Raw genomic sequence first — 14,696 nt, forward strand, 5'->3', positions numbered from 1 at the left:
CATTAAAAGTTCCTCCTATTCCAGTAGTTCTTGTCCATACTCCACCAGATTGTTCACCTGTAATCAAACTAAATAAATCAACCGCTACAATACTATTTTCACAAACAGTAGACCCACCATCGGTACCTGCATTTGCTTGAGGTATAATATTTATAGAAGCTAAACTTGTATCATTAGCACATGGAGCTGTACCAGATGCAGTATAAGTAAATGTTGAAGTGGTAGCACCAACTGCAGGAGTATAAGTACCTGCTGCTGCGTTAAATGTTCCTCCAGTCCCAGTCGTTTGTGTCCATACTCCACCGGCTTGTTCGCCTGTGATTAAAGTAAATAAATTAATTGCTGCTACACTAGTCTCACAAACTGTCGTTGCACCATCGGTACCTGCATTAGGTTGAGCATTAATAGTAATAGTAGCCAAGCTTATATCATTAGCGCAAGGAACAGTACCAGTTACAGTATACGTAAATGTTGAAGTGGTAGCACCTATTGCAGGAGTATAAGTACCCGCAGCTGCATTAAAAGTTCCTCCTATTCCAGTAGTTCTTGTCCATACTCCACCAGATTGTTCACCTGTAATCAAACTAAATAAATCAACCGCTACAATACTATTTTCACAAACAGTAGACCCACCATCGGTACCCGCATTTGCTTGAGGTATAATATTTATAGAAGCTAAACTTGTATCGGTAATACATGGAGCGACACCGGACAAAGTATAAGTAAATGTCGAGTTTGTAGCACCAACAGCTGGTGTAAAAGTACCTGCTGCAGCATTGAACGTTCCTCCAGTTCCAGTCGTTCGTGTCCATACTCCACCGGCTTGTTCTCCGGTTATTAAGCTAAATAAGTTTACTGCAACTACACTACTTTCGCAAACGATAACACTACCATCGATACCGGCATCAGGTTGCCCACTAATGGTTACTGTGGCAACACTACTATCATTTAGGCATGGAGCTGTACCAACAACTGTATACGTAAAAGTTGAAGTAGCAGCACCAACTGTTGGTGCAAATGTTCCTGCAGCGGCATTAAAAGTTCCTCCAACACCAGTGGTTCTTACCCAAGTTCCTCCTGCTTGTTCGCCTGTAATTAAACTAAATAAATCAATAGGTGTAACACTACTAGCACAAATTACTGTTCCTCCATCAGCACCAGCTGTAGGTTGAGGTAAAATAGTGATTGTGGCAATACTACTATCATTTACACAAGGAGCAACTGCTGTTATTGTATAAGTAAACGTTGAAGTAATAGCTCCAACTGCTGGGGTAAATGTTCCTGCTGCAGCATTAAAAACACCACCAGTTCCAGTAGTTCTTACCCAAGTACCTCCCGTTTGTTCACCCGAAATTAAACTAAATAAATCGATGGCACTAGCGCTAGACTCACAAACTGTTATATTACCATCTAATCCTGCATTAGCTAAAATACTTACATGCAATTCAAAAGAAGTTGTTGCAAAAATAGTAGCGTCGGAATTATCCGTTATTCTAACATAAATCATCTGCCCTTCTATTCCAGTAAAAGTGTTTAATGGACCGGGGATAATTGGAGTTCCTGCTGTTGCATTAGCCTGAGAACTGTGAAAAGTTATCGTATAATCTGTTGCAACTTGACCATCCAAAGCTGGAACTATTTGCTGTGTAAGATCAAAAACACCTGTTCCAAGATTGGCTGGATTTTCACATACTGTAAGATCACTTAAAGCACCTATTCGAATGGAACAATTATCAATAATCAAATTAAATGGTTTTATTACCCTACAGTTAAAGCTGTTTAAGAAAATAGAAGCATAAATGGGGTATGAACCTACTGCAACACCCGGAGAATAAGCAGTTAAACTTGCTAGTGGTATTGGATTATTTCCCAAATTAGCATCCGCTAAAGAAGTATGATAGGTAATATCATATTCTGACGGACTTAAGGCTCCTAAAATAATTCCTGTATTGGATGTAATATCAAAAACGTTTGTACATTCTGTTATATCTAGGGGCGTTCCTGTTAAATCAGATTTTACATTTAAAGTTGTTGTAGATGTAGCGGTTTGAGGTATACCACAAACATTATAGATAGTTTCTAGTGTATACGTTGTAGTCACTGATGGACAAACTGTAACTGTTGGACCTGTACCTATAAAGTTTGCTGGCACTGCTGGGCCTTCATACCAGTTTACAGTTACGGGTATGTTTGGTCCAGTAGGAGTAAATCGCCATGCCTCGGATACATTATCTGCATTATTTGGATTATTTGGTGTTGGATCAGTACTAAATGCAGCTGCATTTCTCCCGGGAGCTGCAACGGCTTGGTTTCCTAAAACATTGATTACACCTACAGTACCTCTTCCCCCATTCCAGCCACAAAATACCCTTCTTTGTACATAAACTTCAATAATGTTTGACACTTCATATAAAACAATTTGACTAGTAGATAAACCTATACCGATACCACAGGAAAATTGAGGACAATTGGAAAAATTAGCGATAAATTTTCTACAAGGATACGTTCCTACAACTTGATAATTAACACTAATTTGAGTTCCTACTGGTGGCGTAACTGAAAAGTCTGTATCTTGATAAACACCAAATATTGCATTTTTAATTGGAAAAGCAGCATTAGGTATAGTGGTATTATATGACCACTCACAGTAATCACCAGCTGCAAAAAGATCTGTCCGAGCTGGTGGAGTTGGAAAGCGAATTACTTGATTCGTTCCCACATTTAATTGTGTATAATTTTCGCCATAAAAACAAAAATTCATACCTGCAGGTAAACTAAATGGAGCGGCCCAATCGTCATCACCAATTGGACCACCGGGTAAAATATTATTCCATGTAGGATTTTCGAAAGCCGCTTGAGGACAGAAAGGTATTGAAGAAACAGTGTAAGTAGTCGTCGAGGGTACATCAGTAACATTTGCTCGCAACGTTCTACATTCACCTGGAGTGCATAAAGTAAGATCTAATGCCGGTGTCCCTGGAGCATTTTCTGCTTCAACAGTAGCACATCCATTGGGAACTACATTTACAGTTAGTGTTAAAGCACTTGGTGTAAGATTTCTTTCACACAAAGTGAAGAAGCCTCTAATTTTTACAAATTGGTAAATTTCAGATGACGCTAATATTGCTGTCTGAAAAGTTGCCGTTCCTAAAGGCCCAATATTTACCGTTACGCTAAAAGGTACCGGATTTAAAGTGCTTTGCAAGGTAATTGTAGAATTTGGTGTTCCTGTAATAGCAAAAGTAGCTTGGTTTCCTGGACATATCGTTTGTACTAAACTTGTACTTGTAACGTTTGGTAAGGGATTAACAGTGATTGTTACAGCACCTGTGATTGGAGCACAAGCCCCAACAGTTGAGGTAACTGTATATGTTGTAGTAACAGTGGGTGTCACTGTTGGATTAGCAATATTAGGCGTTGTCAAACCAGCAGTGGCTGCAGGAACCGCTGTCCAAGTATAACCTGAGGAGCTTCCGGCCGCATTTAAATTAATAGAATTACCTATACAAATAGCACTATTGGGTGTCACTGTAATTTTTGGACCCACAACTATATTAGCTAAAGTCGCTGTAGCAGCTGGAACAGCACTATCGGTCACAGAAACGGTATAGGTTCCTGGAGGTAAATTTGTAAATACTCCAGTCGCATTGTTTTGATTCACTGGTCCTGCAATAGTATAATTTACATAAGGTGCTGTTCCTCCAAAACCTGATACTGTTATACCACCATCTGTTGCTGTGACACATGCTGCATTAGTAACATTTGCCGTAACCATTAAATCAGCTCGCAACATAACATCATCAATAGCAAAATCATTTCCAATAGCTGTTGTATTGGTATTCCACAATTCTATAGTAGCTGTTGTAGCCGTAGCTTGAAATGTATAAATAACATGCCTCCAACCTAAAGAAGGCGCTGGCGCTGTGGTTGAACCCGAAGATAAAACCGGCGCTGTTCCTCCTGCAACTAGCAAGTCTATAATTGCTGGTGAGCCTAAGCTTGAAATAGATTTTATCCAATAACTAAATCGATAGGTTGTTCCGATAGTTAACCCAGTAACACCCGCACCTGTTCCTCCAGCTTTCCAAAATCTTGGATTTCCAGCAGTTGTGTTACCATCAATAGCCAGCATTTTTCCTACCCCTGTTGTACGGTCGCCTTCAAAAATGAAATTGGCAGTATTTATTGTATTAGGATTAGGAACAATTGCAAAATTTCCCGTTGTAGTTGTCCCAGTGTAAGGAATAGCCACTGGGGTATATCCTGTTCCGTTACAAACAAAACCTACTCCTGAACCTCCACTTTCAAACCCGCCATTAGTAAGCAAGTTTTGTGAATAGTTGTAATTAATAAATAGTAAACTTGTAATAAGTAAAATTTTACCTTTCATTGCAATTCAATTTTTGGGCGTAATTTACATAAAATTAACAAAAAGACAACACTGGTAATTCAATATTTTTAATTTAACACATTGAAGTTTATATTGAATTTTATTATTTATCTTTGTTTTCAATTTTAAAAACCCAAATTAATAAAGAATTTAATGACAAAGAGTGACCAAATTAACGACGAATTAGGAGAAAATCATATTGCGACCAGCGCACAAAATCCTGTAAGAAATGATGCGTTTAATTTATCTGATGAAACAAAAATTGAGCTAATAAGAAAAGATGTTGAAAACATTTTGATTACCCTAGGGATGGATTTAACCGACGATAGTGTAAAAGGAACTCCAAGCAGGGTAGCGAAAATGTTTGTCAAAGAAATCTTTGGTGGCCTAAACCCAAATAAAAAACCAAAGGCCTCAACGTTTTCTAACAATTATAAATATGGAGAAATGTTGGTCGAAAAAAACATTACCCTCTACTCTACTTGTGAGCATCATTTATTGCCGATAATTGGTAAAGCACATGTCGCCTACATATCAAACGGAACCGTTGTTGGTCTTTCTAAAATGAATCGGATTGTGGATTTTTTTGCCAAAAGACCTCAGGTTCAAGAACGCTTAACCATGCAAATTGTCCAGGAATTACAACACGTGTTAGGAACTGATGATGTAGCCTGTGTTATTGATGCCAAACATCTTTGTGTTAATTCACGTGGAATCCGGGATATTGAAAGTAGTACCGTAACATCCGAATACGGTGGAAAATTCAAAGAAGAGGCAACACGTAGTGAGTTTTTAGATTACATTAAATTAGATACCAAATTTTAATAGCCCAGATTGCAGTGGAAATCCTTTTGTTTTGTCATCCTGAGCTTGTCGAAGGACAAAACAAAAGATTGAAACGTAAAGCTGGAAAAAGCTTCAAACTATGCAACTTTATAAACAGAATCAACTAAAAATATACAACTCACTTTCGGGAGAAAAAGAAGTATTCAAACCTGTGCATGCTGGCAATGTCGGAATGTATGTTTGCGGACCAACGGTTTATAGTAATGTGCATCTTGGAAACGTGAGAACCTTCATGTCTTTTGATATGATTTTTAGGTATTTATTGCATTTAGATTACAAAGTTCGCTATGTGAGAAACATAACAGACGTTGGGCATATTGTAGACGATGTAGATGATGGCGAAGATAAAATTGCTAAAAAAGCACGGGTTGAACAATTGGAGCCAATGGAAATCGTTCAGCGTTACACGGTCGATTTTCATAATGTTTTGAATCAGTTTAATTTTCTTCCTCCCAGCATTGAACCTACAGCAACTGGACATATCATTGAGCAAATTGAAATCGTAAACCAGATTATTGAGAAAGGATTTGCGTATGAAAAAAATGGCTCGGTCTATTTTGATGTGGTAAAATTTAACGAAAACAATCATTACGGAAAATTAAGTGGTCGGAATATAGACGAAATGCTCGCCAATACTCGTGATACTGACGGACAAAGCGATAAAAAAAATCCACAAGATTTTGCACTTTGGAAAAAAGCCGAGCCCGAACACATCATGCGTTGGCCTTCGCCTTGGGGAATTGGTTTTCCGGGTTGGCATTTAGAATGTACGGCTATGAGTACCAAGTATTTGGGTGAAACCTTTGATATTCATGGTGGTGGAATGGACTTAAAATTTCCTCACCATGAATGTGAAATTGCGCAAAACGAAGCTTGTACCGGCCATAGTCCTGTGAATTATTGGATGCATGCTAATATGCTGAATTTAAATGGCAAGAAAATGTCAAAATCTACAGGAAATAATTTGCTGCCTAGTGAAATTTATTCGGGTGGAAGTCCGTTTTTAAGTAAGGCATTTTCTCCAAATGTGGCTCGTTTCTTTATGATGCAAGCCCACTACCGTAGTATTCTTGATTTTACTGATGATGGCATTTTAGCTGCTGAGAAAGGATTTAATCGTTTGATGGAAGGTTTGGATGTATTAAAAAATATACAAGCTAGTGCTAGTTCTAGTCTTGACATTCTTTCTTGGAAACAAAATTGCTATGATGCGATGAATGATGATTTTAATACGCCTATTTTGATTGCTAATTTATTTGAAGGAATAAAGTTTGTCAATTTGATAAATGACGGAAAAGAAACAGTTACCACTGCCGATTTAAATACACTTTCAGAAACCTTACATACGTTTATATTAGATGTTATCGGAATAAAAGATGAAAAAGCGGCTGCTGATACTTCTGAAAAATTAAACGGAGTAGTTGAAATGCTAATTGGCATGCGCAATGAAGCCCGGGCCAATAAAAACTTTGCTTTGTCTGATCAAATCCGAGATCAGTTATTTGAACTTGGAATTCAATTAAAAGACGGAAAAGACGGCACCACTTTTAGTGTTTAAGGTTATATTATGTTGAAAAAAATTCTAATAGCACCATTTTTAGTACTCATTTATATTTATAAAATAGTGCTGTCTCCATTGATACCATCGAGTTGCCGGTTTCAACCTACATGTTCCAGTTATTTTATTGAAGCCCTAAAAATTCATGGTCCGTTTAAAGGCACGTATTTAGGTGTCAACCGAATAATACGTTGTCATCCATGGGGAAAAAATGGGTATGATCCTGTCCCAGAAAAAAAATGCTCCTGCTAAAGTTTACTTAATTTTTTAGTCTTTTTAGAACAAATCACTACTTTTACATGCACATTTATAAAATAAAAAAGAATCGCTCATGATTTGGAATCCATCAGAAGGAATAAATATTGGTTTTTTTACAATACGTTTTTACAGCTTGATGTTTGTAATTGCTTTTGGTTTAGGATGGTACATTATGAAACATATTTTCATAAGAGAGAAAGAACCTATTGAAAAATTAGACACCTTATTTATTTGGACCGTTATAGCTACTTTACTTGGCGCTCGATTAGGTCACGTTTTTTTCTACGATTGGGAATACTACAGAAATAATCTTTTAGAAATTTTATTGCCTTTTCGATTCACTCCTAAATTTGAGTTTACTGGTTTTCAGGGATTAGCCAGTCATGGTGCTGCCGTTTCTATAATAATTGCCATGTATTTTTATAGCGATAAAGTCATCAAAAAACCCATGCTTTGGGTTTTAGACAGGGTTGTAATTCCAGTAGCTTGTGGTGCTGTTTTTGTCAGAATTGGAAATTTTTTCAACTCTGAAATTGTTGGAAAAGTTACTGACTCGTCATTCGGAATCCGATTTGTTAGAGATTATTACTCGCCAAAAGAAGTAGTAAATATGACCAAAATATCGAATGTAAATCAGGCCTATGAAGCTTTGGTTACCGACCCTAAATATGCTGCATTAGTAGAAAGAGTTCCAGCTAAACACCCAGCCCAGTTGTATGAAGCTGGTGCCTATGTCTTTGTATTCTTAATTCTTTTCTTCTTGTATTGGAAAACAAAAACAGCCGAAAAACACGGGTTGATTTTTGGCTATTTCCTAATTCTACTTTGGTCCGTTCGTTTTGTAGTGGAGTATGTAAAAGAAAGTCAAGGTGGAATTGAAAAAACATTTGGACTCTTTTCAACAGGGCAATGGCTAAGTATTCCGTTTATATTATTAGGGATTTACTACTTATTTGTTGCCGAAAAACCCATAGAAGAAGAAATTTAATAGTAAAAAACCTTGTTTAGGGATTTTTAATTTATTTCGCTTCGCTTCATACAGTTCGTCCTAAGGACTCGGGTCTTCATTATCTGTCAAACCAGACTTCGCATAATTACGCCATTTTTGAATACAGTCTTTCATGTCTTGAGGCAACTCCGTATCAAAACGCATATATTCTTTTGTAGTTGGATGAACAAAACCAAGAGTTTTAGCATGTAGTGCTTGTCTTGGTAGGGTTTTAAAACAATTGTCAATAAATTGTTTGTATTTGGTAAACGTAGTTCCTTTTAAAATCAAATCGCCACCGTATCGTGTGTCGTTAAATAAAGTATGCCCAATATACTTCATGTGCACTCTAATTTGGTGCGTTCTACCCGTTTCTAATTTACACGAAACTAATGTAACATAACCAAATCGTTCTACTACTTTATAATGGGTTACCGCATGTTTTCCAATTTCACCATCAGGAAAAACAGCCATTTGCATTCTGTCTTTTACATGACGAGCAATATTTCCTTCAATCGTTCCTTCGTCTTCTTTTACATTTCCCCAGACCAAAGCAATATATTCGCGCTCGGTAGTTTTATCTTCAAATTGCTTGGCCAAATGGGTCATCGAAGCTTCGGTTTTGGCAATAACCAAAAGTCCTGTAGTATCTTTATCTATTCGGTGTACCAATCCTGGACGTTCACTAGAGTTTTTAGGTAGGTTTTCAAAATGAAATGCCAAAGCATTTACTAAAGTTCCTGTATAATTTCCGTGTCCGGGATGCACAACCAACCCAGGTGGTTTATTGATAATCAACAACGCTTCATCTTCAAAAACGATGTCTAAAGGAATATCCTCAGGAAGTATGAGATTCTCAAATGGCGGATGCGAAAGCATTACACGCACGACATCCAGAGGCTTAACTCTGTAATTTGATTTTACAGGAATATCATTCACCCAAATATTTCCATCTTCAGCAGCTTTCTGAATCTTGTTTCGCGTAGCATTAGCAATCAAATGCATTAAGAATTTATCCACACGTAGCAACGATTGTCCTTTATCAGCTACAAATCGATGGTGTTCAAATAATTCTTCTTCTTCTAATTCGGGAGTGTCACTATTATTGAGCATCTATTTCTGGCATTTGTGTAGTATCTACGACGGTCGAATCTATAGTTTCTTCATAAGTAACTTTTCCGTCACCAAGCACCAAATCAATTTTAGAGGATTTCAAAACTTTATCACCCGCTTTTAATTTCTTTCCATTCAAGCGCAATTCCAGAACCATGTCTTTACCTAAATAAGGCTTGTACGTTATGGTTCCTTCTAACAAACCAATGGCTTCTAATGTTGGCACAGCCTGACGATACGTTTTTTCAATCAAATCCGGAACAGAAACCATAGTATAGGTTGAAGCATTAATTTTGATATAAATTTTTCTGCCTTCTTTTACTTTTGAACCCGCTTTTGGCTCTTGTTCTACAATAGTCAACTTTGGGTAATCGGGTCTAAAATCAACCGTATCTAAAATAATATAATCCAAATCGATAGCTGCTAATTTTTCTTCCGCTTGCTCGGCAGAAAGCTTGCCCAAATCAGGAACCGTAATTTCTTGTCCGTGATGTGTTGTAAAAGTGATCCAATGAAAAAACAAATACGAAATTACCCCTACTATAGCCATAGCGGCCAGAATTTGGGCAAAAAAGACTCGGCTAGTTAAATAAGCACGTAAACTCATAGAGATAATTAATTTAGGCAAATATATAAAAACCTAAAGCCAATTTGTTTCAAAAAAAATGATAATTTTGTTTTTACTAAAACTAATCTAAATGAACGTAGCTGTAGTAATGGGTGGATATTCGGATGAATCGGTAATATCATTACGAAGTGGTCAATTAATTCTAAATCATCTTGACAAAACCAAATACCGTGCTTTTGAAATTCACATACTTAGCAACGAATGGTATTGCTTAATTGAGGCAACAAAATATCCTATTAATAAAGCTGATTTTACCGTTACTAAAGAAAATCAAATCATCACCTTTGATGTAATAATGAATACCATTCATGGAACTCCCGGTGAAGACGGACATATGCAGGCCTATTGGGAACTTATTGAGTTGCCGTATTCGGGCTGCAATTATTACCAATCGAGTTTAACATTTAACAAAAGAGATACACTTTCGGTGCTATCAAAGTTCAACATACCAAAAGCAAAATCCATTTACTTATCTAAAGGCGATGCTATTGATACAAATAAAATTCAATCAGAGTTAGGATTGCCTTTTTTTGTAAAACCCAATCAATCCGGAAGCAGCTTAGGTATTTCGATGGTGAGTACTTTGGATGATTTACCGAAAGCACTCGATTTTGCTTTTGCAGAAGACAATGATATTTTGATAGAATCGTATTTGAATGGAACCGAAGTTTCTGTTGGGGTATTAAATTATAAAGGCGAAACTACCGTATTGGGCATTACCGAAATTGTTTCTCAAAATGCTTTTTTTGATTATGAAGCCAAGTATTTAGGCAAATCGAATGAAATAACCCCAGCCCGAATCTCATCTGATCTAGAAGCTTTAGTAATTGAAACCGCCAAAAAAGTATACGAATCGCTTGGAATGACTGGCTTTTCTCGAACCGATTTTATTATCATGAATGGCATTCCCCATTTTATCGAAATAAATACCAACCCAGGATTGTCGCCCCAAAGTATTTTTCCGCAACAAGCAGCACATGCCAATATTGCATTTAGTGACTTGTTGGAAAATGAAATTAGTTTAGCTTTACAAAGGAAACCTATTTGGAAAAAATAATAAGTTTAGAGTTTGTGGTTTATAGTTAAAACCATAAACCATAAACCATAAACATCAAACAATGAAAAAAGCAATCTTCCCCGGTTCATTCGACCCTATCACCAATGGTCATTACGATATTATTAAAAGAGGCATCTCACTTTTTGACGAAGTGGTTGTAGCCATTGGTATCAATGCTGAAAAAAAATATATGTTTTCTTTAGAAGACCGAAAAAAATTTATTGAAGAGGCTTTTAAAGACGAACTCAAAGTTTCAGTCATCACGTATGAAGGACTAACAATAGATTTGTGCAAAAAAGAAGGAGCACAATTTATTTTGCGTGGCCTCAGAAACCCAGCTGATTTTGAGTTCGAAAAAGCCATTGCGCATACCAACAGAAGATTGTCAAAAATTGAAACCGTCTTTCTTTTAACCGCTTCTAAAACATCTTATATATCCTCAAGTATTGTTCGTGATGTTATAAGAAACGGCGGCGATTATACGGTTTTGGTTCCTGATTCTGTTACAGTAAAAAAATAAAAAATCGTAATTATGAAATTATTCGTCTGCAGAAAACTTTTGTTCTTTTTAGTACCAGCACTTATTTTTATTCAAATAGCCAATAGCCAAAACATCACCGCAAAAATTGTTGACTCTAGTACAGGAGAAAGTATTCCCTATGCAAACATTTTGGTTAATAATTCGGAAAGTCTAATTTCGAATGCTGAGGGTTATTTTACCTTGTCTGAAAACAGTAGTGATAGTAGTACATCATTAGTAGTTTCGTATCTCGGATTCGTAAATAATAAGCTAACTGTGGGCGAATTAAAAGAACAGCAACTTATCATCAAATTACAAGCTGCCATTATTGAACTCAATGAAGTTGCTATTTCCAACAAAAAATTAAGTCCAAACGAGATTATGGCTAACGTAAAAGCGAATTTGGAACGCAATTATAAAAAAGAGGGACAAGCTACTAAGGATAAGATTTTCATTAGAACTACTACGAATTTCAAGCCTTCTAAATTAGATGTTGAAATTGAAAAATCAACTGGATTTTCGAAAGAAGCGCTAAAGAAAGCCAATACACAACTGAGTGCTTACACCTCAAAATTACCCTCACAGCCTCCAAAAGAATACACAGATGTGCTATGCAATTACTTTACTTTCAAAACTCAAAAAGATGATAAGCCCTATTACTTATCTAAGCTTGATGTAATAAAAGCTACAAAATTGAAAAATGAAAACAGTTCTGCTTCGCTCGAAGAATTACAAAAATCGACCAGAGATATCATGCTAACGCATTTGGATACTTCGAAATATTACCGAATAAAAAGTGGCCTTTTTGGTTCGAAAGATACCTTATCCTTGCGAAAAGATTTTAATCAAAGAAAAAAGAAAGTAAAAACAAACCAATTAACCACAACAAAAGCAAGTCTTAGTTCATTTTTATCTGAGACTAGCTTACTAAATAAAAAAGATTTAAAATTCATCAATGATACTGAAATCTATGAATACGTATATGAAGGCGCAACCTATTCTAATGACTATGAATTTGTGTATGTTTTAAGCTTTAAACCGAAAAAAAACAGGGCAATATATACAGGAAAACTCTACATTTCTGAATCAGATTTTGCGGTTATCCGAACGGAATTCTCCTTAGCAGAAGGTAAAAAAGTAAGTGGATTTAATATGAAACTCCTATTGGGAGTGAAAACACAAGAAAATTTAAGTACTGGTACGCTCATCTTCAAAAAAAATCCTATCGGGGATGGTTATTATATGCACTATGCCGTGAAGGAAACCGGACAATATATATATTTAAACAGGCCCTTAAAATTTATAGAGTTGACAGACAATGAGAAAGATGTAGTTGCTTTCGACATGAAAATTGAAGCCAACACCATTACGAAAACAGAATTTCTGAACATCTCTCGTACGGAAACTTCAGAAGCTACTATCCAAAAAGTGGCTGAAGACGATTTTAATTTTATAATGCTTAAATCCTACGACCCAAAAATTTGGAAAGAATATAATGCGATAGAGCCTATCGAAGAAATGAAGCAGTTTAAATCTGTGTACTAATACACTAGCAATTTAAATAAGCATGCAATTGGTTTAAACAACTGTAAGTTGATTTTCAAAAGTTTTATCCAAAATGACCGCCAATATAACGTTGCGTTAGTTCGTTTTTAGGATGATTGAAAATAGTGTCGCAGGTGTCAAATTCTATCAATTCACCTAAATACATAAAAGCTACGTTATCAGAGATGCGTTGGGCTTGTTGCATATTGTGCGTAACAATAATAATCGTAAAATCTTTTTTTAGTTTTAATATCAGTTCTTCTATTTTTTTTGTGCTAATTGGGTCGAGTGCTGAACAAGGTTCGTCCATTAAAATCACTTCTGGCCTAAGCACTACGGTTCGGGCAATACAAAGCCGTTGTTGTTGACCACCTGATAACTTTACTGCTGGTTTTTTTAACTCATCCTTTACTTCTTCCCATAAAAAACTTTCTTTCAAGGCATTTTCAATTAATTCGGGAATTTCATTCTTAGGATAGTTATGAATTTTTAATGCGTAGGAAAGATTTTCGTATATACTTTTAGGCAATGGGTTTGGTTTTTGAAAAACCATCCCAATACGTTTGCGAATATTGGTTACTGAATTTTTTTTGTCATATAAGTCTAATTCTTCTAAATACAATTTTCCTTCTATTTTGGCATCAGGTGATAGGTCGTGCATTCGATTAAAACTCCGAAGCAATGTCGATTTTCCGCAACCGGATGGACCAATTAAAGAAGTTACTTGATTTTTGGGAAAATCAATATTTATATTTTTAAGAATTTGCTTGTTCCCAAAAAATAGGTTTAGATTTTCGACTCTTAGTTTTATTGCATCCATTATTAATCTTGTGTTCTGTTTTTAAATCGTACATAAAAAGCTATAAAATTCAACAAAAATACCAATAGGATTAATATAGTTGCTGTACCGTACGCTAATGGTCTGACCAGTTCTATAGCATTATGCTGTGTTGAAAGCATATACAAATGATAGGGCAATGCCATAAATTCCTGATTGGCAGAAGTGCTTACCCCGTTAATATAAAAAGCAACACCGGTAAATAATATAGGCGCTGTTTCTCCAGCAGCTCGTGATAAGGTTAAAATTACCCCAGTTAAAATACCGGGTAAAGCCTTTGGCAACACCACATCTTTTATCGTTTCTACTTGTGTAACACCTAAAGCCAATGTAGCTTCCCGCAAACTATTGGGTATGCGTTTCAAAGCTTCTTCGGTAGTGGTAATAATATACGGCAAAGAGAGCAAACCCAAAGTTAGGCCTGCCGATAAGATGGAGGTACCTAAGTGCAATGCTTGTACAAACAACGCTAACCCAAATAAACCATAAATGATAGATGGAATGCCCGCTAGGTTTCTAATGGAAGCACGTATGATATTAGTAAGTAAAGAGGGACGAGCATATTCGTTAAGGTAAATGGCACAAGCTACGCCAAAAGGAACTGCAAATAAAGTAGTAATAAAAGTGAGAATTACAGTGCCAACCAAAGCAGGAAGAATTCCGCCTTTGGTCATACCGTCTGTTGGAAAAGAGGATACAAAATTCCATGATAAACTTGAGAAACCTTTTGAGAAAATATCCCACAATATCACAGCTAAAAATAAACACACTATAAAAGTGCTACCGCAAAGAATAAGCCAGTTAAAACTATTGAGTATTCTTTTCTTATTCATCAGGCGTGAAATTTTCTTAATCGATTGGCAAAATATTCGCCTAGCAAATTGACGAAAAGCGTAATTATGAAAAGCAAAGCTGCAATAGCGAATAAGGCAAAATAATGCGTAGTTTGGTATGG

At 36.2% G+C, this 14,696-nt stretch carries 11 protein-coding genes and 1 pseudogene; 7 read left to right on the forward strand and 5 right to left on the reverse strand.

The window, feature by feature from the left end; genetic code table 11:
* Window positions 1-4,390 (reverse strand): annotated as a pseudogene (locus ACIQ2L_RS13265) (hypothetical protein); the annotation flags it as partial.
* Window positions 4,391-4,543: 153 nt separating this feature from the next.
* On the opposite strand from ACIQ2L_RS13265, the gene folE reads away from it, so the two are divergent.
* The 4 genes from folE to lgt all read left to right on the forward strand — a co-directional run bounded on the left by folE (window position 4,544) and on the right by lgt (window position 8,040).
* Window positions 4,544-5,215 (forward strand): GTP cyclohydrolase I FolE, encoded by a 672-nt coding sequence (gene folE / locus ACIQ2L_RS13270; RefSeq protein WP_396159611.1) that lies wholly within the window; start codon window positions 4,544-4,546, stop codon window positions 5,213-5,215.
* 100 nt (window positions 5,216-5,315) lie between these two features.
* Window positions 5,316-6,794, forward strand: a complete 1,479-nt coding sequence (gene cysS / locus ACIQ2L_RS13275; protein WP_396159613.1) for a cysteine--tRNA ligase — start codon at window positions 5,316-5,318, stop codon at window positions 6,792-6,794.
* Window positions 6,795-6,803: 9 nt separating this feature from the next.
* Complete coding sequence (gene yidD, locus ACIQ2L_RS13280) at window positions 6,804-7,046, forward strand: membrane protein insertion efficiency factor YidD (protein ID WP_396159615.1); 243 nt, start codon at window positions 6,804-6,806, stop codon at window positions 7,044-7,046.
* A 79-nt stretch (window positions 7,047-7,125) separates the two neighbouring features.
* Window positions 7,126-8,040 (forward strand): prolipoprotein diacylglyceryl transferase, encoded by a 915-nt coding sequence (gene lgt, locus ACIQ2L_RS13285; RefSeq protein WP_396159617.1) that lies wholly within the window; start codon window positions 7,126-7,128, stop codon window positions 8,038-8,040.
* A gap of 60 nt (window positions 8,041-8,100) precedes the next feature.
* Here lgt and ACIQ2L_RS13290 read toward each other — a convergent pair whose 3' ends face one another.
* The gene (locus ACIQ2L_RS13290; RefSeq protein WP_396159619.1) at window positions 8,101-9,153 is read right to left on the reverse strand and encodes an RluA family pseudouridine synthase; all 1,053 of its coding nucleotides are present in this window, start codon (window positions 9,151-9,153) and stop codon (window positions 8,101-8,103) included.
* Entirely contained in the window at window positions 9,143-9,760 is a 618-nt protein-coding gene (locus ACIQ2L_RS13295) for a PASTA domain-containing protein (RefSeq protein WP_396159622.1), read from the reverse strand. The genes ACIQ2L_RS13290 and ACIQ2L_RS13295 overlap by 11 nt, the downstream gene beginning before the upstream one ends.
* A gap of 91 nt (window positions 9,761-9,851) precedes the next feature.
* Here ACIQ2L_RS13295 and ACIQ2L_RS13300 point away from each other — a divergent pair, with 91 nt between their 5' ends.
* The 3 genes from ACIQ2L_RS13300 (at window position 9,852) to ACIQ2L_RS13310 (ending at window position 12,903) form a co-directional block, all read left to right on the forward strand.
* A complete protein-coding gene (locus tag ACIQ2L_RS13300; RefSeq protein ID WP_396159624.1) occupies window positions 9,852-10,838 on the forward strand; it encodes a D-alanine--D-alanine ligase in 987 nt (328 codons plus the stop codon).
* A 61-nt stretch (window positions 10,839-10,899) separates the two neighbouring features.
* The gene (gene coaD, locus ACIQ2L_RS13305; protein WP_396159626.1) at window positions 10,900-11,358 is read left to right on the forward strand and encodes a pantetheine-phosphate adenylyltransferase; all 459 of its coding nucleotides are present in this window, start codon (window positions 10,900-10,902) and stop codon (window positions 11,356-11,358) included.
* A 12-nt stretch (window positions 11,359-11,370) separates the two neighbouring features.
* Window positions 11,371-12,903, forward strand: a complete 1,533-nt coding sequence (locus ACIQ2L_RS13310; protein ID WP_396159627.1) for a carboxypeptidase-like regulatory domain-containing protein — start codon at window positions 11,371-11,373, stop codon at window positions 12,901-12,903.
* Window positions 12,904-12,967: 64 nt separating this feature from the next.
* Here ACIQ2L_RS13310 and pstB read toward each other — a convergent pair whose 3' ends face one another.
* Together pstB and pstA are read right to left on the reverse strand one after the other, a co-directional pair.
* A complete protein-coding gene (gene pstB, locus ACIQ2L_RS13315) occupies window positions 12,968-13,723 on the reverse strand; it encodes a phosphate ABC transporter ATP-binding protein PstB (RefSeq protein ID WP_396159629.1) in 756 nt (251 codons plus the stop codon).
* Window positions 13,724-13,725: 2 nt separating this feature from the next.
* Entirely contained in the window at window positions 13,726-14,574 is an 849-nt protein-coding gene (gene pstA / locus ACIQ2L_RS13320) for a phosphate ABC transporter permease PstA (RefSeq protein ID WP_396159631.1), read from the reverse strand.
* Window positions 14,575-14,696 lie beyond the last annotated feature (122 nt).

It is taken from the genome of Flavobacterium sp., assembly GCF_044369455.1.
Lineage (GTDB): Bacteria > Bacteroidota > Bacteroidia > Flavobacteriales > Flavobacteriaceae > Flavobacterium.

What these genes read in the sequence shown, in the direction of transcription:
- lgt (WP_396159617.1), top strand. Translation starts at nt 7,126, where the DNA reads ATGATTTGGAATCCATCAGAAGGAATAAATATTGGTTTTTTTACAATA.
- yidD (WP_396159615.1), top strand. Translation starts at nt 6,804, where the DNA reads ATGTTGAAAAAAATTCTAATAGCACCATTTTTAGTACTCATTTATATT.
- ACIQ2L_RS13310 (WP_396159627.1), top strand. Translation starts at nt 11,371, where the DNA reads ATGAAATTATTCGTCTGCAGAAAACTTTTGTTCTTTTTAGTACCAGCA.
- ACIQ2L_RS13300 (WP_396159624.1), top strand. Translation starts at nt 9,852, where the DNA reads ATGAACGTAGCTGTAGTAATGGGTGGATATTCGGATGAATCGGTAATA.
- folE (WP_396159611.1), top strand. Translation starts at nt 4,544, where the DNA reads ATGACAAAGAGTGACCAAATTAACGACGAATTAGGAGAAAATCATATT.
- ACIQ2L_RS13295 (WP_396159622.1), bottom strand. Translation starts at nt 9,760, where the DNA reads ATGAGTTTACGTGCTTATTTAACTAGCCGAGTCTTTTTTGCCCAAATT.
- coaD (WP_396159626.1), top strand. Translation starts at nt 10,900, where the DNA reads ATGAAAAAAGCAATCTTCCCCGGTTCATTCGACCCTATCACCAATGGT.
- pstB (WP_396159629.1), bottom strand. Translation starts at nt 13,723, where the DNA reads ATGGATGCAATAAAACTAAGAGTCGAAAATCTAAACCTATTTTTTGGG.
- pstA (WP_396159631.1), bottom strand. Translation starts at nt 14,574, where the DNA reads ATGAATAAGAAAAGAATACTCAATAGTTTTAACTGGCTTATTCTTTGC.
- ACIQ2L_RS13290 (WP_396159619.1), bottom strand. Translation starts at nt 9,153, where the DNA reads ATGCTCAATAATAGTGACACTCCCGAATTAGAAGAAGAAGAATTATTT.
- cysS (WP_396159613.1), top strand. Translation starts at nt 5,316, where the DNA reads ATGCAACTTTATAAACAGAATCAACTAAAAATATACAACTCACTTTCG.